Here is a 24,021-nt window from a genome sequence, read left to right as displayed (position 1 = left end):
CACTCCTTCGATAGGCAGCTTCGTTGACTGGAATGCTTGTTCAGGCCCACTCAGGCAGCCTTCTTCATCTCGCCGGCGCCCTCGATAACGCCCAGCACGTCGCTCTCTTTCATGATGAGCAGATCCTCGCCATTGAGCTTGATCTCGGTGCCGGACCATTTGCCGAACAGGATGCGGTCGCCGACCTTGACGTCGAGCGGCTGCAATTGGCCGCTGTCGTCGCGCGCGCCCGGACCGGCGGCAATGACCTCGCCCTCCTGCGGCTTCTCCTTGGCGGTGTCGGGGATGATGATGCCGCCGGCGGTCTTCTCGTCGACCTCGATACGGCGGACCAGGATACGGTCGTGCAATGGACGGAACGTCATGTCGTTCTCCTCTCGGGACAAACAGATTTTCGAAGATCCTCCTGACCGAACCGGCAATATCGGCCCGGCACGGGGTGCGCGACCCCTTCATCAGGCATCGCGCGCATACGAACTAGTCGCGCTTTTTTCTGCTTTCAAGAGGGTCACGCAAAAATTTTAGCACTCGACGCATGAGAGTGCCAATGCACTGTAATCGTTCGCACATTAGCCGCTCTCAGCTAAAGTGCGGCTCAAATTTTGGCGCGATATTTCAAAATGCCGCCGGTCCGGAGCCGCTCGTGGCGGCGGGAACCTATGTGGAAGGCGAGGCGTTTTGCAGACCGAGATTTCAACGGACCGAGATTTCAACGGAAAGGACGATCGCATGACCAGCAGGGACTTTCAGCTCCAGATGCAAGGGTTTGGTCTTACCACGGCGGAGATCCACTATCGCCTGCCCGATCATCGGAGCCTGCTGCAACTCTATATCTGGCAGGAATACGATATTGCCCCCGATTTCCCGACGCTGAAGCATTTCCTCGATTTCTGGGAGCGCGAAATCGAAGGCCCGCTGCATTCGGTGCGCGTCGCCCATCATCACCTGATCCAGCCCTCCGAATGGCGGGCCGTAAACGGCATTATCACCGTCCACTGAGGAGCAAGCCGATCTGCCGCTAGACAGCGGGCAAAGTCTCTCGCGGTGGGGGAAAGGCAGTTGCCTTTTCCCCAACTTGTTTTGGAGTTCAAATATCGGAGGGTCCGGGCTAGCCGGCGTGGTCGACAGGCTCGCAGGCGAGCAATCCGGCGTTGCGCGCCGCCCTGACGAAGGCCTTGCGCGCATCTCGCGCGGTGCGCCAGCCGTCGAGCGCGTCGCGGCAGGCCCGATAGGCGGCGCGCCAACTCCGGCCGCGGGCACGGTCCGGCCACTGCTGACGCATGCATTCGATGGCTTCCCAACTACTGGCGACCTTGCGCTCGCTGGATTGGAATTTCAACGTGATCGGCTCGGCGAAGCGGACGTCGTCCATCACTTCCTCCTTGTTTTCTGATCGTCTTCTTGTTTGAGCAAGCAACGTCATGCTGGCGGCACCGGCGACCAGCCGGCGCCGCTGAAGGACATGGTTCGTCCCTTTGCGCGGTTCAAGAGCATCGCGGCAACAGCGGTTATTCCTCCTCGTCCGGCCCTTGCAGCAGTTCGATCAGCGTCGCTACTCTTGCCGTCGGCAGCGGTCGGCCTTCGTTCACCAGCGCCTCGTCGGCGGCGATCCAGGCCAGGGCCTCACGCAATTCCTGGACCGTCCCGTCCGTCGCCGCAATGTCGGCGATAACGGCGTCGTCGACCGGGCCCAGCACGGAAATGATCTCGTCGCGTGTCATGGTCAGCTCCATCTGCGAGTGCCGGGAATGGGCCCGGCAACACAAGAATCTGGGTCTTGACCTGCGGCAGACAATAACCGGCCGGGGAACTCGGCGTTGGCGATTGAAGCCAAACAGGCAATCTCCTGCCGGACATCTCTCACAAGTAGATTGGCAGCCTCGCCGAACCGACCAAAAACCGGCCCGAAAACCGGCAACGCGAGAGCCATCGGGGTCTTGACTTGCGGCGGACAATAACCAAATCGATGGCACCGGTCGCCGAAATGGGGCCGGCGAAACCAGGGAGCGCCAGCTCTTTGGCGCTCCTCGTATCTATGTTGCTCGATGGAGGATGTAGCTATGAGAACCGCATTCGACTTTTCCCCGCTCTATCGGTCGAGCATCGGCTTCGACCGCGTCTTCAACCTGCTGGAAAATGCGCCGCAGGCTTTCGACGCCTGGCCGCCCTATGACATCGCGCGCAGCAGCGAGAACAACTACCGCGTCACTATCGCCGTCGCTGGCTTTTCCGAGGACGACCTCGAAATCATTCATGAACCCAACCTCCTGATTGTCTCCGGCCAGCATAAGGAGCCGGACAACGCGGAGTATCTGCATCATGGCCTCGCCACACGGCCCTTTACCCGCCGTTTCGAGCTTGCCGATCACGTCAAGGTCGCAGGCGCCTCGCTCGACAACGGCCTGCTCAGCATCGATCTGGTACGTGAGGTGCCCGAGGAGATGAAGCCTCGGCGCATCGCCATCGCGACCGATGTCGCCTCGCCGAAGACCGGGCCGAAGGCCGCGCAGGTCGAAGCAAACAAGCAGGCTGCCTGAACGAACCAGTCGAGAAAGGAGACTATGCAATGGCTATTCGTGATCTCATTCCCTGGGGCCGGGAGAATAATCAGGCCCCCAGCCTGTTCCGCAGCGGCGATCGCGATCCCTTCCTGACGCTGCATCGCGAAATGAACCGCCTGTTCGACGAGGCGTTCCGCGGCTTCGACACGAGGCTGCCGTCGCTCGGTGGCTTCTCCGCTGCCGGCGCCAGCTGGCCGAGCGTCGAAATCTCCGATAGCGAAAAGGAGATCCGCGTCACCGCCGAGATCCCCGGAATGGACGAGAAAGACGTCGAGCTGCTGCTCGATGACGGTGTGCTGACGCTGCGCGGCGAGAAGCGTGAAGAGACCGAGGACAAGGACAGGCAGTTCTCCGAACGCTTCTATGGCCGTTTCGAGCGGCGTATCCCGCTCGGCTACGAAGTCGACGAAGACAAGATCAACGCCGCGTTCCGGAACGGCGTGCTAAGCGTGACGCTGCCGAAGACGGAGCGCGCTCAGGCCAAGGCCAAGCGTATCGCCATCAACGGCGGCAACGGCAAGTCCTGATGGCTCGCAGCAGGACGACGCCCGCTTCTGCCCTGCCGGTTCCGGCGGGCAGAAGCGGGGAATGTCGATGACCCGTTCTCCCGACGCTCCGGTTCCGCCTGACCAGGCGCAGCAAGTCTTGCAGTGCCTGACGACCGAGCATTTCGTGCTGCAAAACGCTCGCGCCGCGACCATTCAGGAAGCGAACCAGCGAGCCAATCTGTTCCTGACGTCGGTCTCGAGCGCAACGATTGCCTTGTCCTTCGTCGCCCAGGTCACGGAGATGGGCAGGCCGTTCGTGTTGTTCAGCCTTATCTTGCTACCTTGCCTTTTCTTCATCGGCCTGGTCACCTTCGTGCGCGCTGTGCAGGTTGCCATCGAGGACATGGTGCATGCCCGCGGCATGGCCAGGATCCGCCACTATTTCGTCGAGCTGGCGCCGGTCCTGCAAAGATACCTTGTCAACTCCACGCATGACGACCTCTCGGCGGTGCTGGTCGACAAGGGCCTCCGCCCCTCGCCGCTGCAATATTTCATGACCACCGCTGGGATGGTGGGCACGATCAACGGCGCCATCGCCGGCGCCTTCACCGGCATCGTTGTTAAGTCCGCTTTCGGCGGAGGCATGTCGCCCGGCGTGATTTGCGGGCTGGCGGTCTTCGCGACATGCATTCTCGTCCTGCGGCGTTATCATAGTCGCGCCTGGGCCACGGCCGAAGAAAGCTTGCCAGCACGGTTCCCGGTCGACAATGACAGGAAAAGCTAGCGCCGACATATCCGGATGTCGAAAAATGGCAGGGCGCCGCCCTTGCGTCTTGCGCGCCAATTGACCATCCTCGCCAACATCATTTGCACCGCGGCCGGGGGGTTCGCACATGCCGACGCTTTATGCGCTGAAACCGGCCTTCCAGGCCAGGCTGCGGCCGCTTGCCGACGGCCTGGCCAAGGCCGGCGTCACCGCCAACCAGATCACACTGTTGGCCGCTGCCCTCTCGCTCGCTGCCGGCCTTGCGGTGGCAGCCCTTGCAGGCCGCCGCGCGGTCTTTCTGCTGATGCCGCTCGTGCTGTTTACGCGAATGGCGCTAAACGCCATTGACGGCATGCTCGCAAGGGAACATGGCCAGGCCTCGACGCTCGGCATGTATCTCAACGAGCTTTGTGATGTCGTCTCCGATCTCGCTTTGATCCTGGCCTTTACTGTCATTTTTCCTGCCTGGGGCGTCGTTGCATTCGCTATCGCGGCTATGATCGCGGAATTCGCCGGCGTGCTCGGCATCGCGGCCGGAGCTGGGCGCAACTATGCCGGCCCGTTCGGCAAAAGCGACCGGGCGCTGGCGCTTGGCATCCTCGCGGTGCTTATCGCGTCCGGCCTGTGGGTCCCGGCGCTCACGCCGCTCGTGTTTCCGGCCATGGCTACACTCTCGCTGGCGACCGCCATCAACCGGATACGCAGCGGCCTTAACGGGAGCGGTAGCTGAATTCCGGTCTCGCCAGGGAGAACAACATGCTTCACCAACAGACGGTTGCCGCCGTGGCTTCAGTCAATATCGAGCGGGTGGCGCAGGAGCGCAGCTTCAAGAGCCACGATGGCACAGAGATCTTCTATCGCTATTGGCCGGCGCTGTCGGAAAACCCCAAGGGCGCCATCCTGCTGTTCCACCGCGGCCACGAGCATGGCGGCCGTATGGCGCATCTGGTCGACGAGTTCCAGATGCCCGACCACGCCTTCTATGCCTGGGACGCGCGCGGCAATGGCCGCTCCGCCGGCGAACGCGGCTATGCGCCGTCATTTGCCGCGCTGGTGCGCGACATCGATTGTTTGGTGCGCGAGATCGACAGCGACGGCTTTGCCCGGCGCGACATCGCGCTGATCGCGCAATCCTTCGCCGCCGTGCTTGCCGCCGCCTGGGTGCACGATTACGCGCCCGACATTCGCGCCCTGGTGCTGGCCTCGCCAGCCTTCTCGGTCAAGCTCTACGTGCCCCTCGCCAAGCAAGGCATCGCGTTGTGGCAGAAGCTGAAGGGCCGCTTCTTCGTGAATTCCTACGTCAAGGCGAAATTCCTGACGCATGACCCCGAGCGTATCGCCTCCTTCGACGCCGACCCGCTGATCACCCGGCCGATCGCCTCCAACATCCTGGTCGAGCTCTACGACCATGCTGCGCGCATCGTCGCCGACGGACGCGCCATCACGGTGCCGACACAGCTTCTGATCTCCGGCAGTGACTGGGTGGTGCGGCATGAACCGCAGCACGAGTTTTTCGTCAATCTGGCGAGCCCGGCCAAGGAGCGGCATGTTTTGGCCGGCTTCTTCCACGACACGCTGGGCGAGCGCGACCGCCACAAGGCACTCGACCTGATCAGGCCTTTCCTTGAAAAGCAATTCGCGGCGCCGGAAAAGCCGGTCGACCTGACCGAGGCCGACCGCGCCGGCTACACGCGCGACGAGGCCGACCGGCTTGCCTCGCCGCTGCCGCTGCTGTCGCTAAGGGGCCTCTACTGGGCAATGAGCCGCGCTTCGATCCGCATGGGCGCCTGGCTGTCGTCCGGTATGAAGACGGGGATTGCCACCGGCTTCGATTCGGGCTCGACGCTCGACTATGTCTACGAGAACGAGGCGCGGGGCATCAGCCCCATCGGCCGCATGATCGACCGCACCTTTCTCGATGCCATCGGCTGGCGCGGCATCCGCCAGCGCAAGCTGCATCTGGAAGAACTGATCGGCAGCGCCGCCGCCTCGTTCAAGGCCGCCGGCCGGCCGGTCCATATCGTCGATATCGCCGCCGGCCATGGCCGCTACGTGCTCGATGCCGTGCAGAAATGCGCCGAGCCGCCGGCAAGCGTACGGCTGCAGGATTTCTCCGAGCTCAACGTCTCGCTCGGCCGCAAGCTGATCGCCGAGCGCCAGCTGCCGGCGAGCGTCACTTTCCATCAAGGTGACGCCTTCGACGCCACGATGCTGGCCGGGCTCGACCCGGCGCCGGATCTCGCCATCGTCTCGGGGCTCTACGAATTGTTTGCCGACAATGCCGTGATCGCCCGCTCGCTCGGTGGACTGGCCAGCGCCATGCAGCCGGGAAGCCTGCTCGTCTATACCAACCAGCCCTGGCATCCGCAGCTCGAGATGATCGCGCGCAGCCTGACCTCGCATCGCGGCGGCCAGGCCTGGGTGATGCGCCGCCGCACGCAGGCCGAGATGGACCAGCTGGTGGCGGCCGCCGGCTTTGAGAAGCTCGACCAGCGCATCGACCAGTGGGGCATCTTCACCGTTTCGGTCGCGCGGCGCGTCTGAACATGGACTTGCCTGCCTCTGCCTTACCTCGCGATGCCCCTGCCCTTCCGGCCTTGCCGCGTGAGCGGTATCCCGGGACCGTCCTGCGCGCCGCATTGTGGCTGGCATTTCTGGCGCCGTTCTTCTACGCCACCTACGGCTTCGCCAATTGGCTGGCGTCGCGGCGCGACGATGTCGGCAGCATCGTCTTCGGCTGGGAGCATGGCATCCCGTTCCTTGCCTGGACGATCGTGCCCTACTGGTCGATCAACCTGTTCTATGGCTTGTCGTTGCTGTTGAACAATTCGAAGAGCGGCGTCGACCGCCTTGCCGGCCGCTATCTGACGGCGCAGCTCGTCGCCGTCGCCTGCTTCATCCTGTTCCCGCTGACTGCGACCTTCGTGCGCCCGCAGACGAGCGGCCTGCCCGGCTTCATGTTCGCCGTGCTCGGCGGCTTCGACAAACCCTTCAACCAGGCGCCGTCGCTGCATATCGCGCTGCTGGTCATCATCTGGGACCATTGGCGTTACAGATTGACCGGCATCGCCGGCTTCGCCTGGCATGTCTGGTGTTTCCTGATCGGCGCCTCGGTGCTGACGACGTGGCAGCACCATTTCATCGACATTCCGACCGGCGCGCTGCTCGGCCTTTTCGCCCTGTGGCTGTTTCCGCGCGACAGCGAGCTGCCGTTCACCGGCTTCCGCCTGAGCGCTGACCCGAAGGCGCGGCGGTTGGCGCTGTTCTATGCGCTCGGCGCAAGCCTTGCACTGACCGGCGCCGCTGCCGGCGCGTTGGTCTCGGCGCTGTGGCTCATCCTGTTGTGGCCGGCACTGGCGCTGGCCATAGTCGCTTTCGCCTATGCCGGCGCCGGCGCCAAAATGTTCCAGAAAACAGCCGATGGCCGCGTGTCGCTGGCCAGCCGTCTACTGCTTTGGCCCTACCGCCTTGGCGCCAAGGCCAATGTGTGGGCATGGACGCGAAAGCTTCCGGCGCATATCGTCGTTGCCGACGGTGTTTCCCTTGGCCGTTTTCCGACCGCCGCCGAAGCCGACCCTTTCGGCACGGTGATCGACCTTGCCGGCGAACTGGAAAGGCCGCGTGGCGCCTCGATCCGCTGGGTCAGCCTGCCCATGGTCGACCTTTTGCCGCCGTCTCGCGAGGCGCGTGCGCAAGCGGTGGCGGCGATCGGGGCGGCGCAGAACCAGGGCACGGTGCTGGTCTGCTGTGCGCTCGGCTTCCAACGCAGCGCCGCCGTGGTCGCCGAATGGCTGGTCGCCAGCGGCCGGGCCGCCACGCCCGATCAGGCGCGAGGCAAGCTCGCCGCCGCGGGCCGGCCGGTGCATCTTTGCACGGACGCACCGGCATGACCGCCTATCGTGACAGGGCCGAAGCGTTCGCTGCCGGGCTGATGGTGCAGGTGGCATGGCCGCTGCTGCTGATTGCTGCTGCCTTGCTGGCGGCGCCGGTCATCGGCCTGGCGGTTGCGCCGCAAACATCGTCGCTGTCCGCGGTAGCCTGGCTGATCGCCGCCGCAAGTGCCATAGCCACAATCATTCTCTCGGCCCTGCTTTTGTTCGACGCGCTGCTGTTTCGGTTGATGGCCAGCCACGCCAGCGAGGCAGGCGGCGGCGCGGCGATCGACGACGTGCTGGCGCGCATGCGGCTGAAGTCCACTGCCGGCGGCCGCTCACTCGAGCAGCGGATGGCCGGCACGCGCCGCCTGCTCGCCAAGCAGCGTATCGCGTTCGGCCTGTTCGCGGCGGCCTCGGTCGTCGCGGCATTCTTTTGAGCCCGTCCATGACAAAGCTTCGCGTCAGCACCTATACCCTGCTGCAGACGGTGACCTCGGTCGGCCTGTCGGCGCTGGCCTGGGCGGTCACCGGCGTGCGGCCGATCTGGAACGGCAGCCAGCCATCGGACCGGCAGCGCATCTACTTCGCCAACCATGCCAGCCACGGCGATTTCATCCTGCTGTCGGCCTGCCTCAGCGAGAAGGAACGCGCCCGTACCCATGCGGTGGCGGCCGCCGATTATTGGGGCAAGACGCGGCTGCGCCGTTTCATTGCCGAGGACATGCTGTCTTCCGTGCTGATCCACCGGCAGTGGACGGATGAAACGCAGCACCCGATCTCGATCATGCTGTCGGTGCTCGACCAGGGCCATTCGCTGATCCTGTTTCCCGAAGGCACGCGCAACATGACCGACGAACCGCTCCTGCCGTTTCGCTCCGGCCTCTACAATCTGTCGATGGCGCGACCCGATGTCGAGCTCATCCCGTGCTGGATCGAGAACATGTCGCGGGTGCTGCCCAAGGGGCAATTCGTGCCGGTGCCGCTGCTCTGCCGCGTCGTCTTCGGCGCGCCGATCGCCATTCAACCTGGTGAGGAACGCCGCGCCTTTCTCGACCGCGCCCGCGAAACGCTGCTGGCGCTGAACCCCCGGCCGGAGCGAGACGATTGAGGATCAAGGCAAAATGCTGCCGATGATGCACGAAACCCTCATTCTGATTGTCGGCCTGCTGGCGGTGCTGATCAGCGCCAGCGTCGTCGCCGGCGTTTTGTCGTGGCGCGCGCCGAAGCCGTTGTCGCCGACGCTGGTCAACCTCACCCAGCGCATCAATGCCTGGTGGGTGATGGTGGTGGCGATCACCGTTGCCTTCTTCTTCGGCCGCCCCGGCATGACCATCCTGTTCGCGCTGATTTCGTTCGCCGCGTTGCGCGAATTCGTGACGCTGACGCACAGCCGCCGCAGCGACCACTGGGTGCTGCTCGGCATGTTCGGCATCGTCATCCCGTTCCAGTACTGGCTGGTGTGGACCGCCTGGTATGGCCTGTTCACCATCTTCATCCCGGTCTACTGCTTCCTGCTGATGCCGGCGATCACCGCGCTGCACGGCGACACCGAGCGCTTTCTCGAGCGCGTCTCGGCGCAGCAATGGGCGGTCATGATTTCGGTCTACTGCGTCAGCCACGTGCCGGCGCTGCTGACGCTCGATGTGCCTGGCTTCGAAGGCCGCAACCTGTTGCTGATCGCTTTCCTGATCATCACCGTGCAAGGCAGCGACGTGCTGCAATATATCTTCGGCAAGCTGTTCGGCCGGCATCTCCTGGCGCCGACGGTCTCGCCGTCGAAGACTTGGGAGGGGCTTGTCGGCGGGCTGGCGGCATCGAGCCTGCTCGGCGTGCTGCTGTCGTTTCTGACGCCGTTTTCGCCGCTGCAGGCAGCCGGCGTCGCCTTCATCGCCTGCCTGATGGGCTTCCTCGGCGGGCTGGTCGCCTCCGCCATCAAGCGCGATCAGGGCGTCAAGGACTGGGGCCATCTGATCGAAGGCCATGGCGGCATGATGGACCGTGCTGACAGCCTGGTCTTCGCCGCCCCGGTCTTCTTCCATACGGTGCGCTATTTCTGGACTGTATGAAGGTTGGCGCCGTTTGCCGGGGCGGACGGTTCAGCGCGACCTTGCGAGGATAACCTGATCCGTTTGGTTATTACCACTTTCGCGAAAGCGGTAATAACCCGACCTGCCGCCGTCGTCGGCCGCGTTCATTTTGCCGCGGCGAGCGGCTCTTTCTTGCGCGCCGGCGTCAAGCGGCGCATGCGGCGTTTGGCGGTAGCCTTCAGCGCCACCGGCGGAGCGCTGGACAACGCGCCGAGCACCGCGCCGACCATGCCGTGTGCGACGAAATCGGCATTGATCTCGTTGGCCAATCTGGCGTCTGCCTCCTGGTTGTCGCTGTCGGGTTCCGACCACAACACGATACCCACCCGCAACCTTGGTTTGGCGCGTTTCAGCCGACGGACCAGGAACCGGCCGTGCTTGACGGAATCGCGGTTCAAAAATCCGACGACGACGGTATCGACGGCGTCGAGTTCAAGGCGGCGAATGCTTCCCGGTTCCAGATCGGCGAAGCTCGCCCTCAACACCGTAGCGCCCTGGACTTCGAGCACCTGCGCCAGCATGGCGGCAGCGGCGTCGTCGAGTTCGCCGCGCCCTCCGGCGCACAGCACCGACATGCCCGTGCCATCCGGCAGTTCGGTGTCGTCCTCGTCCTCCCCCTGAATCTGCTTGTCCTCGCGTACACCATTGTCCTCGGCCGCGGCCGTATCGTCCGCTTCCGCCTCCTCCTGCGCGCTGTCGTCGAGGTTCGCCACCATCGTCAGCGCGCTGCCGGCGACCTGCTGTCTTTGCTCATCGCTCAACACACCACGCACACGGTCCTGCTCGCCGAGCAGAAGTGCGGGAATCGCGACCTTGTCGTAGAACTCGACTAGATAGTTTTCCTCCAGCATCTCCTCGGCATGGTCTGTCGCTTCCTCGGGATCGCCGGCCAGCAGCCGTTGGTAAAGCCGGGCGTGCGGTTCGAGCACGGGTTCGTTGCCGAACAGAACGTCGAGGAATTCGAACTGCGGCACATGGCGGCCGAGCACGACGAGGCAGACCGTGAGCGGCGTCGACAGAACCAGGCCCAATGGCCCCCAGAGCCAGGTCCAGAAGATCGCCGCAACGATGATGGCCAATGGCGACAGCCCGGTGCGCGAGCCGTAGAGCCAGGGTTCGATCACGTTGCCGGTGATCAGTTCCACGACCACGAAAAGCCCGGCGGTCCATAGCACGAGCGACCAGCCGGGCGCCACGGCCAGCGCCAGGAACAGAGGCAGCAGCGTCGCGATGACCGGGCCGATATAGGGAACGAAGCGCAGCGCCAGCGCCAGCAAGCCCCACAGCAATGGATTGGGTATGCCCAGAACCCAAAGCCCGAACGTAATCGGCACGGCATAGACGATGTTCACGACCAATTGCATGAGCAGGTAGCGGCCGACCCGCTTGCCGGCATCCTGCAGCGCCTCGGTGGTTCGATGCAGATCGCCGTAGCCGACGAGACGTATGAAACGATCGCGCAGGTCTTCCCGCTCGAGCAGCATGAATATGACGACCACGACGATCAGCCCGGCCGATCCCAGCGGGCTCAGCAGCGGGCCGATCAGATTCTGGAGAACCTCGAGCGGTCGTTCGCGCGCGACGATTTCGACCGGGATCGGCTCCCGCGGAGGCTGATCGGCGGCGGGTTGCACAGGTCCGGGTCTGTCGAGTTCCTGGCCGACGCGTTCGATCACCCGGCTCAATCTGGAAACGATACCGCCGCCGACGCCGGTGTCCTTGAGGGACCGGACCTTGGTCAGGATATTAGCCTGGTAAAGCGGGATGTTCTGCGCCAGTTCACTGACCTGCGTGGCGACGATGAAGGAGAACAGCGCCAGCACCGTGAATGCGCCGAGCACGCTCGCGATCACGGCAGGAAGACGCGGAATGCCAGCGCGCTTGAGTGCCGACACCATCGGTACAAGCGCAAAGGTAAGCAGCAGGGCGATTGCGATTGGCAGAAAGACCTCGCGCCCGAAATAGAGCGCCGCGACGGCCGTCACTACCGACGCTACGCTGGGCAACGATGTGCGCGGAAGCGCCCTGGCAGCGGCAACAATGCCCGCCCGCCGGGGCTCCGACAGGTGCGCGCCGTTTCGACGATTTGCCGCCACTTGATACCTCCGCCCCGCCGTCGCCATGATCGGGCATATTGAGCCGGCGTGCAACTTCGCAGCGTCTCCCCCAACTGGACACCGATTGCCCTGGACCTTAATTGGCTTTGTCGGGCTTCAGATCGGCAGCGCGGCTATTCAGTCACGGTAGAATTTTTCAGTCACGGTAGAATTTTTTGCATAAATGGCGTCACGGGCAATCCTGTTCCATGTCTGCGCCGGAACGCGGAACTTTTGGGTCAAAACACCGTTCCTTCGTAGATCGCTGATGGACAACCTCAAAGCAGCAGCTCAGGAGGAATGATCATGAACATCAAGATGCTTTGCATGGGCGCGATGGCGCTTTCGATGATGACCGGCGCAGCGCTTGCCGCCGGTGCCACTGGCACTTCGGCGCTCGACGATCCGCAGAAAATGTCACCCTTCTTCACCGACGCCGGCATGAAGAGCATGAAGTCGGAAGCCGAATTCAAGACCGCATGGATGGCCATGTCCACGAGCGACCGGGCCATGGTGTTGAAGGAATGCAGCGACGCCGGCATTGCCAAGACGCATGCCGACTTCTGCAAGATGGCCAACCAGCTCGGTAACAAGTGACCGCCGGCGTCTTGCCGATCGCAATAACGGACCAAGCGAAAGGGCGGGCAGGTCCGTCATTGCGCGACCTTCCAGTCTGCACGGCGGCTTAGCCATTTGACGTCGCTACGCCGGAATATCCGCGCAATGAAGGCCACGGCTTTTGTTCGATTGCCGTGGCGCCATCGGCATGGCCTGGTCGGAACGCATGTCGCGGAGTGGCAATGCCACCCCGAGCGGTCCCGTCTGCTCGCAGCCCGCCGGTTAGCCTCCGCATGGCATTGCCGGCACCGGCGATCCAGGCGAGATCGCATGCAGCACCAGGCAGCTGAAGGGCCTGGTGCTGAAGACCGAGTTTTTGAAAAAGGCCTGATCGCCTCGGCACCCTTCGCTTCCATCTCAATCGCCTCATGACTGAACCGCCAATGTGAGCGAATCGCCCATGCGACGAGTGGGAGGAGCCTGTCCCCTCGCCCTATGTTGCACTGCGTTAGATTTGTTGCATTGCAATATCGGCGCATCGGGTCGAGCCTCTGCGAGGTGGGCATTCCTTGCACGAGGTGATTGTGTCGGCATCATTTCGGCCTGACATCGAAGGGCTGCGCGCACTGGCGGTGGCGGGTGTCATCGCCTTCCATTTTGGTCTCTCCGGCCTGCCCGGCGGCTTTGCTGGCGTCGACATCTTCTTCGTCATCTCCGGCTACCTGATTACAAAACACCTGGTTACGGAAATAACCGAAACCGGGCGGCTGAACCTCTGGCGCTTCTACGCCCGGCGCGCCCGGCGCCTGCTGCCGGCGGCACCGTTCGTCATTCTCGCCACGCTGTTTGCTGGTTACTTCATCCTGTCGCCGGAGGAACAGGCGCTCTATTCGAAAGGCGCTATGTTCGCCTCCGCCTACATGATCAACCTCTGGCTGATCCGCTGGTCGTTCGACTATTTCGCCGCCGACGCCACCAACAACCCCTTCATCCACTTCTGGTCGCTGTCGGTCGAAGAACAATTCTATTTGGCATGGCCGGCGCTGCTTTTGATGGCCGCATGGCTGCGCCCGGGCAAGCGCACCGCTATAATCGTCATTGGCCTCGCCGGCCTAGCCTCCTTCGCCGCCTGCGCCTGGCTGACGGAAGTGTCGCAGCCCTGGGCCTTCTACTTCTCGCCGCTCAGGGCCTGGGAATTCGCCGCCGGCGGGCTCGCGACCATGGCGCCGGCAAAGATCTGGCGCGACCGGCCGCTGCTCGCCACGTTCCAGGCATGCCTCGGTCTGGTGCTGATTGCCTGGGCCTATCTGATGCTGGACGAAGACTCACCGTTTCCCGGGGTGAATGCGCTGGCGCCTGTCGCCGGCACCGTGCTGCTGCTGCTCAGCGGCAGCGGCGGCCGCAATCTGCCGAGCGCAGTGCTGGCGCTGCCGCCCATGCAATGGCTGGGCCGGCTGTCGTATTCGCTCTATCTCTGGCACTGGCCAGTCATCGTCTACGCGGCAATGGTGGTTCCCAACCTGTCCATCCTGGACCGCTTTGCCTGCGCGGCGCTGACGCTGCTTCTGTCGATGTTCACCTATCATTTCGTCGAGAACCCGATCCGCCGCAATGGCTGGCTGATGGCCGGAGCAGCGCGGGCGCTGGTGCCCGCCGTCGCGCTGACCGGCGCCGGCGTGGTGGCGGCCTATGGCAATGCGCGCTTTGCCGAGCACAATCTCAGCCCCGAACAGCACGTCATCGCCGACAGCGCCGCCCAACTCTCCACCGTGCGCGCGACCAATGGCGGCTGCGTGCTCGATTTCGAGACCGTCAAGCCGAAGCCCTGCATGTTCGGCCGCAAGGATGCCCAACGCTCGGTCGTGCTGTTCGGCGACTCGCATGCCGACCATTGGTCGACGCCGCTGATCAAGGCGGCCGAGAAGAACAATTTTCGCGTCGTCACCTTTCTCAAATCCTCCTGCCGGGCTTCGCGGGTGACGACCTGGAACTGGCGGCTGAAGCGCGACTACACCGAATGCGACCAGTGGCGCGAGCAGTCGGTCAAGGACATCATCGCGCTGCACCCGCAACTGGTGGTGATTTCGGAATTCTCGATCGGCAATGTGATGAAGGAATCGCCCGAGGAGTTGAAGCACGCCGATTGGCAAGCGCAGTGGCGGACGGGCCTCACCTGGACGCTTCAGGCCTTCAGCCAGGCCGGCATCAAGGTCGCGGTCATCAGGGACGTTCCCTACAATGCAAGCTACGCCGACAAATGCGTGGCGCGCGCGCTGTGGCGGGGCCAGACGCCCGCGACATGCGACACGCCGAGGATCATGGCGGCAAACGACGACATCGCCACAGTCGAGCGCGACATCGTGCGCTCGACGCCGAACGCCACTTACATCGACATGACCGACCGGTTTTGCGACCAGACCACCTGCCACGTCTTCATCGACGGCAAACTAGCCTTCCGCGACCGCCACCACCTGGCAACGCCCTTCGCCGAAACGCTGGAGCCGGCGGTGGAACGGGCGCTGTTTTCGAATGTGATGGCGGCGGCTGTGAAGTAACAGTGCGGGATCTTGTCGGATCACGACCGACCAGCCCTTGGCGAGCAACCCACGCCAGGTCAGCTAAGGATGAGACCAGCCAGTAAAACGGTAAGGATAAGCGACAGCGGAACTGCAAGAAGGCAGCACAGCTCGAAAGTATTGGCTCGCCAAGAAGTCATTGGTCGCTTTTCCATGTTGGCCTTCTCTCTCAACGGCCAGACCGGGACGGCAGTTCCTAGATGGTGCTCATCCCCACCACTCATCACGCAATTGGCGCAGTTCGTTCCGCTTCCTGGTCATCCATCGTGCACGCGCCAAATGTGTCGCCCACGCCCGGAAAGCCCTCTCCGGCTCCCGCTCCGGATCAATATGCAGAACGATGCGGGCGACCTCACGCCAATCGGTCCCTTCCGCCGAAGCGTCGAGCAGCCGGATATAAGTAAGCATGCGATCTTCGTCATAACCGGTCAGAACCGAAGACGTCGGCGCTGCGTTCGCGATATGAAGGTTTGGCGGCTTTAGCATTGCAACCTACCAGCACTGGCGCACCGTAGCAGCCTATGAAGAAGCCGGCGCCCTTTGATCGGAGGATGCGGATCGAGATTCGCCTCGACGGTCGACAAATGCGGGCCTCAGGCGGGGTTCCGCGCAGTTGGGCTCACGCCTCACCCATCGCGATCGGGTGGGCGCAATCTATGTATTTTACTAGGTATTTCAGTGGAACCTAATTTAGTCGACGCAATTATGCGTGCGTGAGAAAGCGTGAAATCCAGACCGTCACTGAAAGCCGGCTATCGCGGGATCAGTTGGCCGATGATCCAGTGATTGCAGTCGATTTGACCGAACGGATATTGCAGGCGGCCGACAACGACAGGATAGTCTGCCTCGTCGTGGCAACGGAGCAGCTGGAAGCCGACCGCATCGAGAAGGCGGAGCCTAGGGAGACCAGGATTGCCGCTAGTTTCGTCCGGGACTTTGAGGTGATGCTGCTTGTTCTTTATGCGGCCTACGCCCTCGCTGTGCTGGGTGCGACCGCTTTCGTTTTGCTGGAACTGGGGCATGTCCAATAGATCGGCAAGGTGACGGGACTGGCACCGCCCGATTGTCGCTGTTTTGACGGGACACCGGGATACATACGGCGCGGACCACAACCAGCTCGAGGCTTGCGTCGACGGCCACCCTGCCGCACAGCCAGAGGCATTTTCGCCCACGCGGCGCTAATTGGGGCTCTCAGTTGGGGGCATCTTGCTAATTTGTGGAACGAGCCTGCCCCTCGCGGGTTTTTCTATTAGAGGGACGTTAATGAAGGAGGTAGCTATGAAGAAGCTCCTGCTTGCCTCGGTGATCGCCATCGCCTCGGCGGCTTCCGTGATTGGCCCGGCCAATGCCGGCGGCAGCGTCACGATCGGCATCGGCAACGGCTATGACGACGACTATTATTATCGCCACCATCGGTATTCCGATTACGACGATGAGTACGTCCCCCGTTACCGCTATGATGTCTATAACGAGGACTACGCGCCGCGCTACCGGTACCGGTACCACCGGCGCTGCCATACCGAAGTCATCAGGCACTGGCGTCATCACCACCGGATCATCGAAAGAATCCGTGTCTGCCGTCGTTGACGGATCGATCCGGCCGGTAGTGCCGGCCGGATCGGCGGGGCTCCTCATCTCGGCTTGCGCATCAGCATCATGCCGTAATGCACGGCCAATATGTCGAGCCCGATCTTGAGTAGTTTCACCACCACGTCGCGCGGTTCGCCCGCCTGTTCGGCCAGGCTCTTGACCGTTGCGTCGGCACAGCAGACCTTTTGCACGATGCCGGCGATCTCCCAATGGACAAGCGCCCTGGTGGCCTCGGCATGGTCGCGGCCGGCGGACAGGATGTGTTCTGCGACGCCGCTGCCGGTGCGGCCGCCGTCGACACGCTCGGCCCAAGCCATCGGCTTGGCGGTTGCCTCCGACGAACTGCGGAAATCCTGGCGGTAGCGCATCCCCGCCTCGCGCTGCTGGCGCGACAGCGAGGTGAGGCCGCTCAGCGGGTCGACATTGCGCACCCGCACGATGCCGCCGGTCGCAGTGTGGCCGTCATTGGAGACCTCATAGAGGCGCGCCGCCTCCTGTGTTCCTTTGGCCAGCCGCTTGCGGCCGAACCTGTCGTCTTTCAGCGCGAAATCATGGCCGATCTCCTTGCGGATGCGCACCTGCTCGGCCTCGCCCTTCGGCAATCGCGTCGGCCTGGCTTTGGTCTTCTGGGCGATTTTGCTGCTCATCGGCTCGGTCCTCCTGGTTTTTTGTCGTCGGGCTCTGGCGAATTTCCGTCATCCACTGGGCTCAAATCGTTTCGGCCGGCAGCGTGCGCAGGAAGCGCGCCGCGTGATAGGCGCAGTAACTTTTCGAAGGCTTTGTGCGCAGCCCGCAGCACAGCATGTCCAAACCGGGGCGACTGCCGGTGGCATCGTTTTCGGCATCCTCCTGCAGCGTCGTGTCGAGCGGCGCGCGGCAACGGTCGAAAAGGCAATCGATGAAGCGCATGGCGGCGAAATGTGGCTGGCGGCCGCCGGCGGCGATCGGGCGCGGCGCCGGCATTTCGAGCCGCTCGCCATCGGACCCGGTGATCCGAGCCGGACCCGGCTGCCAGGCCGGCGGCGCCAGCCTGGCCGACAGCCTGGCGGGGCGGCAGCGTGGCTCGGCCTTCGGATCGGCCTCCGCTTGGCTTGCGGCATTTGATGGCTCAGGCGCCGAATCTCCGAGCCGGCCGCCCGAGCGTCCGCCACACCGGCCCTTGGATCTGGCAAGGCCGATGGTGCGCAAACGGGCGGTGCGGTGGACGATGCCGATGATGGCCGCGCGCGAGGCCGGGCGGCCGCCCAGCGCGGTCAACCGGGTGGCGATCTTCGCGGCCGACAGCCCGCTCATCAATAAGTTCTCGATTTGTCCAATTCAGAGGCGGAATAGCGGGCGGCCATGATGTTTTATTCCCTGCAAGGGTGGTTGTGTGTGGCGCCGGCTTCGCCGGCTCTCAGGCTGGAAAGCCGATCAGCCTTCGCGTGGCCTGCTACGATCGAGCTTCATCTCGGCCGCCTGCCTGGTTGCGCCGGAGACTGCCTTGCCCATCCGCTTGTCGAAGGCGATGACCGTGCCGTCTTCGGTACGGATCCAGGAAACCGCGGCACCCGCGTTGCCGGTCGACGGGTAATTCGTGGCCGGAGCCGTGAGGGGAACGGCTCCGGCCGTTCCGGCCGCTTGCGCTGCCGGAACCGAGGCGCGAGCCTCGGGCATCGGCCCGGCCGGGGAGGAGGACAGCCGCGACGAAGGGGAAACGGTTGGCACATGCATGGCCTTGGCGATCGTTTGCGGTACCGCCTCCAGGCCAGCGCCGCCGGCGCGCTGAACGGCGGATTTAAGGACCGAAAGCTGGTGAAGCGACTTGTGCATGCCCGCATAAGAGCATAACTCAAATCATAATGCAAGCGATTCTTGCATAGACGAAACCGAATCTTATGTCTCAGATGGGAGCCATGGCGAAAACTGCACTGTCGATCAAGGTCGGAGCGGCGATCCGCCGGGCGCGCAAGCAGCGCGGCCTGGTGATGCGTCACATTGCCGAGCACAACGACACCGACGTCGCTGCCGTCGGCAATTGGGAGACCGGGCGCAACCTGCCCAAGACCGAGAACCTTTTGAAGACCGCCGCTTTCCTGCGCGTCGATCCGGTGGCGCTCGGCAAGGGCGAGGTCGTCTTCCTCGAAGATGCTGGACCGGTCGCCGATGCCGAGATCGTCACCGATCCCGGCCCCCTGCCCGCCGGACCGATGGACATCCAGCTTCTCGGCACCGCCGTCGGCGGCGACGATGGCGACTTCACCTTCAACGGCCAACCGGCCGGCTATGTCCAGCGGCCGCCGGGGATCCGGCATCTGCGCAATGTGTTTGCGCTGCACGTGCTGAGCGATTCGATGGTGCCGCGCTACGAGCCCGGCGAGATGATCTATTGCGGCGGCCGCGACGCCGTGCCCGGCGACCATGTGGTGATCGAGACGCTGCCCGAAGAGAACGAGCAAAACGGCAAGGCCTTCATCAAGAAGCTGGTCAAGCGCACCGCCGCCGAGTTGATCGTCGAGCAGTACAATCCGCCCAAGACGCTGACCTTCAACCGCTACGCCATCAAAAACGTCTTCCGCGTCATCCCGCTCAAGGAACTGCTGGGGTATTGAGGAGGGTTTTCCCTTCTCCCCTTGTGGGAGAAGGTGGCCGAGCGAAGCTCGGTCGGATGAGGGGTGCCGGACGGATCGCTACGTAAGGCTTTAAAATCGTTCCATATTTTAACGCCGAGTTTCTTCCAGCACCCCTCATCCGGCTCGGCGCTACGCGCCGATCCACCTTCTCCCACAAGGGGAGAAGGAAGTTCCCCCCTCAAGCCCGCCTCGACTGCTCCGGCTCTCGACCGTTGAGCAGGCGCGCCTCGGCGCGCACCCGTTGCCGGTCGTCGATGAAGGCGGCCTGGATCGAAACGGCGGCGCCCGGCAGGCCATCGGCACGGCAGGCCTTGCAGATGAGGCGCCCCGAAAGCGCTGATAGCGGCGTCTCCGGCCTCACCCCATGCCGCTTGAGCTCGGCCGGCTTCCACCACCTGTTGCGGCCGCAATCGATGCACTCGACGGCAATCGAGACGACATCGGCGATCGTCGCTTCCTTGCCCGCCAATGCCATGGCCACCCCATCGTTGTTCCTGCTTTGTTCACATCATTATCGGTTTTTGGAGCGGAGTCGAGTCGGTTCCGCTTACATCAACGTGAAAGTTTCACTTGTTCAATTATTTGAGTTATGCTTATATCTCATGCGGGCTGGAATCGGCGCGAGCCACGGAACCGCGGCCGGCCGGCAGCAAGGGAGCGACGATGAACCCAGCCCAGTTCGCCCATGCCTGCGGCTATAGCGGCGACAGCCCGGCCATGCTTGCCGCTTTCGCGGCCATCCGCCAGGACGGCATCCGCAAGGCACGCCAGGGCCATCGCCAGCGCAAGGTGGCGATTGACCAGATGAAGCCGAGCCGCGTTCTGTTCCTGGCGGCGATCCGCCCGGCGCAGACAGCCGAGGAGGCACTCGAGGACGCCGCCCGCTTCCTGGCGATGTTCCGCAACATGCCGCGCTGGCGGCAGGAAAGGCGCGCCGCCGACCTCGCCCGTGCCAGACAGCAGCGCCTCTTCGCCCGCTTCTTCCGCCGCTACGGCCACCGCCTCTGGGCGTTCGAGATCACCTGAAGGCGCGGGCCTTCCCTTGCAAGTCAAAACGGATATTGCGATCGCCGACGTCGCACCGTATGTCTTCGCGCGATGAGCGAGATCGAATTCCGTCGCGCGCAGGCGCCCGACCTGCCGGCGATCGTTGCAATGCTTGCCGACGATGTGCTCGGCGCAGACCGGGAAGACCTATCCACGCCGCTTGCGCCATCCTATCTCGATGCCTTCAGCGCAATCGATGCCGATCCCAACCAGTTGCTGGCCGTGGCTGTCGAGGCCGGGCAAGTGGTCGGGACCCTGCAACTCACCTTCCTTCCGGGTATCTCCAGGAAGGGTGCCTGGCGCGGCCAGATCGAAGGCGTTCGCGTCGCCCGGCAATGGCGCTCGCGCGGCGTCGGCAAACTGATGGTCGAATGGGCGATTGAAACGTGCCGTTCGCGCAATTGCAACTTCGTCCAACTCACCACGGACAAAGGTCGACGGGAGGCGCACGATTTTTACGAGCGCCTCGGTTTCACCGCCAGTCATCTCGGCTACAAGATGGCGCTGTAGGTTGCGGCGGCGGCCTCCGCGCTGCTTGACAATTCACCCGCAATGTTCTCTTTATGTTCCTATCATAACGCGAGACAATGCGGCGTTCGAGCCGCCGCGAGCGAACGGGCCGGATGGAAGCCAACATCCTCCACGCGGATCTGGATGCCTTCTATGCCTCGGTCGAACAATTGCTCGACCCGGCCTTGCGCGGCAAGCCGATTGCCGTCGGCGGCGGGGTAGTGCTTGCCGCATCCTATGAGGCCAAGGCGTTCGGCGTGCGCGGCGGCATGCCGGGACGGCGGGCGCGGGAACTCTGCCCGCAACTCATTTTCGTCGGCGGCCATTTCAAGGACTATCAGCGGCTGGGCGATGCGGCAATCAAGGTGCTCGGCGATTTCACGCCGGTGGTCGAGCGGATTTCGATCGACGAGGCCTTTGCCGACGTCGCCGGCTGCACCCATTTGTTCGGCTCGCCGGCCGAGATCGCCGGCAAGATACGCCGCCGCGTGCGGGCCGAGCTCGGCCTGCCGATCTCGGTCGGAGTGGCCCGCACCAAGCATCTGGCCAAGATCGCCTCACAAGTGGCCAAGCCCGACGGGCTCGTGGTGGTCGATCCGCGCCACGAGCTGGAATTCCTCCATGAGCTGCCGGTCGAGCTGATGTGGGGCGTCGGCCCCGTCACCAGGGAGCGGCTGGCCGGTATCGGCGTCAACACCATCGGCGAGTTGGCGAAGACCAACAGTGGCGCGCTGGAGCGCCTGCTCGGGCCGGCGGCGGGAGAGAAACTGAATGCGCTGGCGTGGAACCGCGATCCGCGCAAGCTTGAGACGCAGCGCCGGGCGCGCTCGGCCGGCGCGCAATCGGCGCTCGGCCGAAAACCGGCCGACGAGCAGGTCTTCGTCCCCGCTTTGCTGCATCTGGCCGACAGGGTCGCCACCAGGTTGCGTGCGAAATCCCGGCCCGGCCGCACGGTGACGGTTCGTGTCCGCTTTGCCGATTTGCGCTCGGTGACGCGCTCGGTCACGCTCGACCAGCCGATTTCGGCAACCGCCATGCTGGCCGAAATCGCCGAGGCGCTGGTGCGCAAGGTGCTCATCGACCATCCGCACGAAAAGACCATCTCGCTGCTGGCGATCGCCGTATCGCATCTGGAGCAGCATGCCGGGCTGCAACTGGAGCTGCCGCTCGGGCTCGACGACCGCCGCCGCCCCGGCACCCGGAAGGACGCGGCGCGCTGGATCGCGGATCGCGCCATCGACAAGATCCGCGACCGCTTCGGCTGGGAGGCGGTCGGCTACGCCTCGGTCGCGCTCGGACTACAGCGGTCGGTTCCCGACGCATTTCGGGAGCTGGCCGAGAAGGAATTGTGAGTTGCGCGGCGGGGGCGAAAAAAAAATTATCCGACAGGAGCCAGGGGCGATACGGCCGGCCCGTTCAAAGCCGTGCCGTCGACGGCAAAATGCGAGCCGTGGCAGGGGCAGTCCCAGCAGCGTTCCAATGAGTTCCAATGGACGTGGCAGCCGACATGGGTGCATGCGGCCGAGCGCTTGTGGAGCGTGCCGTCCTCATCGCGAAAAGCCGCGACTTTGGTAAGCCCTTCGCGCACGATGGCGCCCTCTCCCGGCCGCAGCTTATCGGCGGAATCGATTTCGCCAGGCGCGACATACTCGGCAAAACTCCTGATCGCTGTCGCATTCTCCGCCAAATAGTCGCCGATCGCCCGTACCGTCTTGCGGGAGGGTTCGTAAAGTTCCCGCCAAGGGCTTTCCCCCTTCAGGATCAGGTCGGAAACCAATTGGCCGGCAACAACCCCATGGGTGATGCCCTGACCGGAATCGCCGGTGACCACGAAGACATGCCGGTTGCCGGGATTGCGGCCGATGAACCCGGCATAGTCGACGGTCTCCATCACCTGCCCGGACCATCGATTGGTTTCCGCGCCGATATCGGGCACCAATTTTTTGATCCAGTCCGCCAGGGCCGCGAAGCGGTTGTCGGCATCGTCGGCCTGCCCTGTCTTGTGGTCCTCACCACCGACGATCAGAAAGTCGGTTTTGCCTTCACCAGGCTGCAGGCGAACGTAGTGATAGGGATCCAGCGTGTCCCAATAGAGTGCATCCGGCAAAACGTCGCGCGCGATCTCGAACGACATCGCGTAGGTCCGATACGGCGCTTGCTTGGTGTGGAGCGCGACCCGATCGTTGATCGGCGAATTAGTGGCGACAACGGCCGATCTGGCAGACACGGTAAAGCCCGAGACCGTGCTTACGCGGACGCCGCCGTCGGTCTCCGCGACCTTGTCGACGATGGTCTGCGCATAAAGCATGCCGCCGCGCGCGCGAATGCCCGCAGCCAGCCCGCGGAGATATTCGAGGGGGTGAAATGTCGCCTGATTGGCGTAGCGAAGGACGGGCGTATCCGAAAAGCCTGCAAACGACACGCCTGCGGTTTTCTCGACGTCGACACCAATCTTCAGAGCGGCGCCCAGTTCGCGCTCGATGACGGATTCCCTTCTGCCTGACGCCGGAAACAGAAAGCCGTCGAGGCGGCGGAAATCACACGCGATACCCTCTGCTTCCTGGATCGATTGGACACGGTCGATAGCCGCCGACTGGCTTTGGTAGTAAATCCGCGCCAGTTCCTCGCCGCGCAATTTGATCAGTTCCGAAAAATAGTCGTCGCAGATCGACGACAGATGCGCGGTGGTGCGTGCCGTCATGCCGCTTCCGATCCGGCCGCGATCGAGCACCGCCACCTTTTGCCCGGCGACGGCCAGTTGGTAGGCGACCGACAGTCCGGCAATGCCAGATCCGACGACCACGACATCGACCTGTTCACTCCGCTCGAGCGGAACCGCCTCAGGCGCGACTTCGGTTGCCGCCCAAAGCGATACAGTCCTTTCATCGCTGACATTCATTGGCGGAGCCCTTCATACCCGACATTCGGATAAACGGACGCCAAGATTCAAAGTTCCTCGACGCCTGAATGCCTGCGTAAGCTTGACGTCACCGCCGGTCCGCCCCGACGCGTTGTGAGCCGGCCTGGCTGGGCGGTGCGATGCACTTTGCGTCAGGAGGGATCGTTTCCTGCAAATGCGACATTCGAGGCAGCCCTGGTCGTCAGACCAAAGCGTTGCGCCGCCCCAGGCGACCAGGGCGATGCCGGCCGCCCGACCAACCCACTGGCCGGCAGGAAACACCGGTTCGACGAGAACCCACGAAGGTCCCGAAATGACCCAGAAGCGGGCGTTCGGCAGCGATCCGAGCAGCAACG

At 63.7% G+C, this 24,021-nt stretch carries 28 protein-coding genes and 1 pseudogene; 19 read left to right on the top strand and 10 right to left on the bottom strand.

Going from position 1 to position 24,021, the window contains the following annotated elements; translation table 11 throughout:
- Positions 1-50: 50 nt before the first annotated feature.
- Entirely contained in the window at positions 51-365 is a 315-nt protein-coding gene (locus NKJ13_RS26615) for a co-chaperone GroES (protein WP_254819656.1), read from the bottom strand.
- Positions 366-729: 364 nt separating this feature from the next.
- On the opposite strand from NKJ13_RS26615, the gene NKJ13_RS26610 reads away from it, so the two are divergent.
- Positions 730-999 carry an usg protein gene (locus NKJ13_RS26610; RefSeq protein ID WP_023718102.1) on the top strand — a complete coding sequence of 90 codons (270 nt, stop codon included), beginning with the start codon at positions 730-732 and terminating at the stop codon, positions 997-999.
- A gap of 109 nt (positions 1,000-1,108) precedes the next feature.
- Here NKJ13_RS26610 and NKJ13_RS26605 read toward each other — a convergent pair whose 3' ends face one another.
- Both NKJ13_RS26605 and NKJ13_RS26600 read right to left on the bottom strand, forming a co-directional pair.
- Positions 1,109-1,372, bottom strand: a complete 264-nt coding sequence (locus NKJ13_RS26605) for a DUF982 domain-containing protein (RefSeq protein WP_254819658.1) — start codon at positions 1,370-1,372, stop codon at positions 1,109-1,111.
- A 136-nt stretch (positions 1,373-1,508) separates the two neighbouring features.
- The gene (locus NKJ13_RS26600) at positions 1,509-1,721 is read right to left on the bottom strand and encodes a hypothetical protein (protein ID WP_352475551.1); all 213 of its coding nucleotides are present in this window, start codon (positions 1,719-1,721) and stop codon (positions 1,509-1,511) included.
- 339 nt (positions 1,722-2,060) lie between these two features.
- On the opposite strand from NKJ13_RS26600, the gene NKJ13_RS26595 reads away from it, so the two are divergent.
- From NKJ13_RS26595 to NKJ13_RS26555, 9 genes are all read left to right on the top strand, one after another.
- Positions 2,061-2,537, top strand: coding sequence for an Hsp20 family protein (locus NKJ13_RS26595; RefSeq protein WP_254819660.1), 477 nt, complete (start codon positions 2,061-2,063; stop codon positions 2,535-2,537).
- A 29-nt stretch (positions 2,538-2,566) separates the two neighbouring features.
- A complete protein-coding gene (locus tag NKJ13_RS26590) occupies positions 2,567-3,088 on the top strand; it encodes an Hsp20/alpha crystallin family protein (protein WP_352705277.1) in 522 nt (173 codons plus the stop codon).
- A gap of 67 nt (positions 3,089-3,155) precedes the next feature.
- Positions 3,156-3,833 (top strand): hypothetical protein, encoded by a 678-nt coding sequence (locus NKJ13_RS26585; RefSeq protein WP_352507800.1) that lies wholly within the window; start codon positions 3,156-3,158, stop codon positions 3,831-3,833.
- Between the two features lie 109 nt (positions 3,834-3,942).
- On the top strand, positions 3,943-4,545 hold the full coding sequence (locus NKJ13_RS26580; protein WP_254819663.1) for a CDP-alcohol phosphatidyltransferase family protein: 603 nt from the start codon (positions 3,943-3,945) through the stop codon (positions 4,543-4,545).
- 26 nt (positions 4,546-4,571) lie between these two features.
- Positions 4,572-6,359, top strand: coding sequence for a bifunctional alpha/beta hydrolase/class I SAM-dependent methyltransferase (locus tag NKJ13_RS26575; RefSeq protein ID WP_352741000.1), 1,788 nt, complete (start codon positions 4,572-4,574; stop codon positions 6,357-6,359).
- Positions 6,360-6,361: 2 nt separating this feature from the next.
- Positions 6,362-7,705, top strand: coding sequence for a phosphatase PAP2/dual specificity phosphatase family protein (locus tag NKJ13_RS26570; protein WP_352740998.1), 1,344 nt, complete (start codon positions 6,362-6,364; stop codon positions 7,703-7,705).
- On the top strand, positions 7,702-8,127 hold the full coding sequence (locus tag NKJ13_RS26565; RefSeq protein WP_352740996.1) for a hypothetical protein: 426 nt from the start codon (positions 7,702-7,704) through the stop codon (positions 8,125-8,127). The genes NKJ13_RS26570 and NKJ13_RS26565 overlap by 4 nt, the downstream gene beginning before the upstream one ends.
- A gap of 8 nt (positions 8,128-8,135) precedes the next feature.
- Positions 8,136-8,798, top strand: a complete 663-nt coding sequence (locus NKJ13_RS26560; RefSeq protein ID WP_254819667.1) for a lysophospholipid acyltransferase family protein — start codon at positions 8,136-8,138, stop codon at positions 8,796-8,798.
- A gap of 22 nt (positions 8,799-8,820) precedes the next feature.
- Positions 8,821-9,756 carry a phosphatidate cytidylyltransferase gene (locus NKJ13_RS26555; RefSeq protein ID WP_254819727.1) on the top strand — a complete coding sequence of 312 codons (936 nt, stop codon included), beginning with the start codon at positions 8,821-8,823 and terminating at the stop codon, positions 9,754-9,756.
- Positions 9,757-9,881: 125 nt separating this feature from the next.
- Here the strand turns inward: NKJ13_RS26555 and NKJ13_RS26550 are convergent, their stop codons facing one another.
- Positions 9,882-11,873, bottom strand: a complete 1,992-nt coding sequence (locus NKJ13_RS26550; protein ID WP_352507803.1) for an AI-2E family transporter — start codon at positions 11,871-11,873, stop codon at positions 9,882-9,884.
- Between the two features lie 306 nt (positions 11,874-12,179).
- Between NKJ13_RS26550 and NKJ13_RS26545 the strand changes: the two genes are divergently transcribed.
- The 3 genes and pseudogenes from NKJ13_RS26545 to NKJ13_RS26535 all read left to right on the top strand — a co-directional run bounded on the left by NKJ13_RS26545 (position 12,180) and on the right by NKJ13_RS26535 (position 14,986).
- A complete protein-coding gene (locus NKJ13_RS26545; RefSeq protein ID WP_254819668.1) occupies positions 12,180-12,470 on the top strand; it encodes a hypothetical protein in 291 nt (96 codons plus the stop codon).
- A 256-nt stretch (positions 12,471-12,726) separates the two neighbouring features.
- Positions 12,727-12,822: pseudogene (locus NKJ13_RS26540) on the top strand (alkylphosphonate utilization protein); the annotation flags it as partial.
- A 193-nt stretch (positions 12,823-13,015) separates the two neighbouring features.
- The gene (locus NKJ13_RS26535) at positions 13,016-14,986 is read left to right on the top strand and encodes an acyltransferase family protein (protein WP_352778824.1); all 1,971 of its coding nucleotides are present in this window, start codon (positions 13,016-13,018) and stop codon (positions 14,984-14,986) included.
- Positions 14,987-15,214: 228 nt separating this feature from the next.
- Here the strand turns inward: NKJ13_RS26535 and NKJ13_RS26530 are convergent, their stop codons facing one another.
- Positions 15,215-15,493: a DUF2285 domain-containing protein gene (locus tag NKJ13_RS26530; protein ID WP_352475563.1), complete on the bottom strand. Its 279-nt coding sequence runs from the start codon at positions 15,491-15,493 to the stop codon at positions 15,215-15,217.
- Between the two features lie 227 nt (positions 15,494-15,720).
- On the opposite strand from NKJ13_RS26530, the gene NKJ13_RS26525 reads away from it, so the two are divergent.
- The gene (locus NKJ13_RS26525; RefSeq protein WP_352691793.1) at positions 15,721-16,038 is read left to right on the top strand and encodes a hypothetical protein; all 318 of its coding nucleotides are present in this window, start codon (positions 15,721-15,723) and stop codon (positions 16,036-16,038) included.
- Between the two features lie 247 nt (positions 16,039-16,285).
- Complete coding sequence (locus tag NKJ13_RS26520) at positions 16,286-16,594, top strand: hypothetical protein (protein WP_292664589.1); 309 nt, start codon at positions 16,286-16,288, stop codon at positions 16,592-16,594.
- Between the two features lie 44 nt (positions 16,595-16,638).
- Here NKJ13_RS26520 and NKJ13_RS26515 read toward each other — a convergent pair whose 3' ends face one another.
- The 3 genes from NKJ13_RS26515 to NKJ13_RS26505 all read right to left on the bottom strand — a co-directional run bounded on the left by NKJ13_RS26515 (position 16,639) and on the right by NKJ13_RS26505 (position 18,409).
- Positions 16,639-17,244: a DUF6456 domain-containing protein gene (locus NKJ13_RS26515; RefSeq protein WP_352475566.1), complete on the bottom strand. Its 606-nt coding sequence runs from the start codon at positions 17,242-17,244 to the stop codon at positions 16,639-16,641.
- Between the two features lie 61 nt (positions 17,245-17,305).
- Entirely contained in the window at positions 17,306-17,890 is a 585-nt protein-coding gene (locus NKJ13_RS26510; RefSeq protein ID WP_352475567.1) for a GcrA cell cycle regulator, read from the bottom strand.
- 120 nt (positions 17,891-18,010) lie between these two features.
- Positions 18,011-18,409, bottom strand: a complete 399-nt coding sequence (locus NKJ13_RS26505) for a hypothetical protein (RefSeq protein ID WP_352691794.1) — start codon at positions 18,407-18,409, stop codon at positions 18,011-18,013.
- 74 nt (positions 18,410-18,483) lie between these two features.
- On the opposite strand from NKJ13_RS26505, the gene NKJ13_RS26500 reads away from it, so the two are divergent.
- Positions 18,484-19,188: an XRE family transcriptional regulator gene (locus NKJ13_RS26500; RefSeq protein ID WP_352691796.1), complete on the top strand. Its 705-nt coding sequence runs from the start codon at positions 18,484-18,486 to the stop codon at positions 19,186-19,188.
- Between the two features lie 199 nt (positions 19,189-19,387).
- Here NKJ13_RS26500 and NKJ13_RS26495 read toward each other — a convergent pair whose 3' ends face one another.
- On the bottom strand, positions 19,388-19,684 hold the full coding sequence (locus NKJ13_RS26495) for a hypothetical protein (protein ID WP_352507809.1): 297 nt from the start codon (positions 19,682-19,684) through the stop codon (positions 19,388-19,390).
- Positions 19,685-19,872: 188 nt separating this feature from the next.
- Between NKJ13_RS26495 and NKJ13_RS26490 the strand changes: the two genes are divergently transcribed.
- From NKJ13_RS26490 to dinB, 3 genes are all read left to right on the top strand, one after another.
- The gene (locus tag NKJ13_RS26490) at positions 19,873-20,235 is read left to right on the top strand and encodes a hypothetical protein (RefSeq protein WP_352691743.1); all 363 of its coding nucleotides are present in this window, start codon (positions 19,873-19,875) and stop codon (positions 20,233-20,235) included.
- A 72-nt stretch (positions 20,236-20,307) separates the two neighbouring features.
- Positions 20,308-20,766 carry a GNAT family N-acetyltransferase gene (locus NKJ13_RS26485; RefSeq protein WP_352691742.1) on the top strand — a complete coding sequence of 153 codons (459 nt, stop codon included), beginning with the start codon at positions 20,308-20,310 and terminating at the stop codon, positions 20,764-20,766.
- Positions 20,767-20,879: 113 nt separating this feature from the next.
- Entirely contained in the window at positions 20,880-22,118 is a 1,239-nt protein-coding gene (gene dinB / locus NKJ13_RS26480; protein ID WP_352691741.1) for a DNA polymerase IV, read from the top strand.
- A 26-nt stretch (positions 22,119-22,144) separates the two neighbouring features.
- Here the strand turns inward: dinB and NKJ13_RS26475 are convergent, their stop codons facing one another.
- The gene (locus NKJ13_RS26475) at positions 22,145-23,665 is read right to left on the bottom strand and encodes an FAD-dependent oxidoreductase (RefSeq protein ID WP_352691740.1); all 1,521 of its coding nucleotides are present in this window, start codon (positions 23,663-23,665) and stop codon (positions 22,145-22,147) included.
- Positions 23,666-24,021: the final 356 nt, after the last annotated feature.

Origin of the sequence: Mesorhizobium sp. M0174, assembly GCF_040322275.1 — a bacterium.
Classification (GTDB): Bacteria; Pseudomonadota; Alphaproteobacteria; order Rhizobiales; family Rhizobiaceae; genus Mesorhizobium.
This window is presented reverse-complemented; position numbering and strand designations above follow the sequence as displayed.

Bases quoted from the DNA above. Each gene is read 5' to 3' on its own strand.
- NKJ13_RS26615 (WP_254819656.1), bottom strand. From the start codon at position 365: ATGACGTTCCGTCCATTGCACGACCGTATCCTGGTCCGCCGTATCGAG.
- NKJ13_RS26610 (WP_023718102.1), top strand. From the start codon at position 730: ATGACCAGCAGGGACTTTCAGCTCCAGATGCAAGGGTTTGGTCTTACC.
- NKJ13_RS26605 (WP_254819658.1), bottom strand. From the start codon at position 1,372: ATGGACGACGTCCGCTTCGCCGAGCCGATCACGTTGAAATTCCAATCC.
- NKJ13_RS26600 (WP_352475551.1), bottom strand. From the start codon at position 1,721: ATGACACGCGACGAGATCATTTCCGTGCTGGGCCCGGTCGACGACGCC.
- NKJ13_RS26595 (WP_254819660.1), top strand. From the start codon at position 2,061: ATGAGAACCGCATTCGACTTTTCCCCGCTCTATCGGTCGAGCATCGGC.
- NKJ13_RS26590 (WP_352705277.1), top strand. From the start codon at position 2,567: ATGGCTATTCGTGATCTCATTCCCTGGGGCCGGGAGAATAATCAGGCC.
- NKJ13_RS26585 (WP_352507800.1), top strand. From the start codon at position 3,156: ATGACCCGTTCTCCCGACGCTCCGGTTCCGCCTGACCAGGCGCAGCAA.
- NKJ13_RS26580 (WP_254819663.1), top strand. From the start codon at position 3,943: ATGCCGACGCTTTATGCGCTGAAACCGGCCTTCCAGGCCAGGCTGCGG.
- NKJ13_RS26575 (WP_352741000.1), top strand. From the start codon at position 4,572: ATGCTTCACCAACAGACGGTTGCCGCCGTGGCTTCAGTCAATATCGAG.
- NKJ13_RS26570 (WP_352740998.1), top strand. From the start codon at position 6,362: ATGGACTTGCCTGCCTCTGCCTTACCTCGCGATGCCCCTGCCCTTCCG.
- NKJ13_RS26565 (WP_352740996.1), top strand. From the start codon at position 7,702: ATGACCGCCTATCGTGACAGGGCCGAAGCGTTCGCTGCCGGGCTGATG.
- NKJ13_RS26560 (WP_254819667.1), top strand. From the start codon at position 8,136: ATGACAAAGCTTCGCGTCAGCACCTATACCCTGCTGCAGACGGTGACC.
- NKJ13_RS26555 (WP_254819727.1), top strand. From the start codon at position 8,821: ATGATGCACGAAACCCTCATTCTGATTGTCGGCCTGCTGGCGGTGCTG.
- NKJ13_RS26545 (WP_254819668.1), top strand. From the start codon at position 12,180: ATGAACATCAAGATGCTTTGCATGGGCGCGATGGCGCTTTCGATGATG.
- NKJ13_RS26530 (WP_352475563.1), bottom strand. From the start codon at position 15,493: ATGCTAAAGCCGCCAAACCTTCATATCGCGAACGCAGCGCCGACGTCT.
- NKJ13_RS26520 (WP_292664589.1), top strand. From the start codon at position 16,286: ATGAAGAAGCTCCTGCTTGCCTCGGTGATCGCCATCGCCTCGGCGGCT.
- NKJ13_RS26515 (WP_352475566.1), bottom strand. From the start codon at position 17,244: ATGAGCAGCAAAATCGCCCAGAAGACCAAAGCCAGGCCGACGCGATTG.
- NKJ13_RS26510 (WP_352475567.1), bottom strand. From the start codon at position 17,890: ATGAGCGGGCTGTCGGCCGCGAAGATCGCCACCCGGTTGACCGCGCTG.
- NKJ13_RS26505 (WP_352691794.1), bottom strand. From the start codon at position 18,409: ATGCACAAGTCGCTTCACCAGCTTTCGGTCCTTAAATCCGCCGTTCAG.
- NKJ13_RS26500 (WP_352691796.1), top strand. From the start codon at position 18,484: ATGGGAGCCATGGCGAAAACTGCACTGTCGATCAAGGTCGGAGCGGCG.
- NKJ13_RS26495 (WP_352507809.1), bottom strand. From the start codon at position 19,684: ATGGCATTGGCGGGCAAGGAAGCGACGATCGCCGATGTCGTCTCGATT.
- NKJ13_RS26490 (WP_352691743.1), top strand. From the start codon at position 19,873: ATGAACCCAGCCCAGTTCGCCCATGCCTGCGGCTATAGCGGCGACAGC.
- NKJ13_RS26485 (WP_352691742.1), top strand. From the start codon at position 20,308: ATGAGCGAGATCGAATTCCGTCGCGCGCAGGCGCCCGACCTGCCGGCG.
- dinB (WP_352691741.1), top strand. From the start codon at position 20,880: ATGGAAGCCAACATCCTCCACGCGGATCTGGATGCCTTCTATGCCTCG.
- NKJ13_RS26475 (WP_352691740.1), bottom strand. From the start codon at position 23,665: ATGAATGTCAGCGATGAAAGGACTGTATCGCTTTGGGCGGCAACCGAA.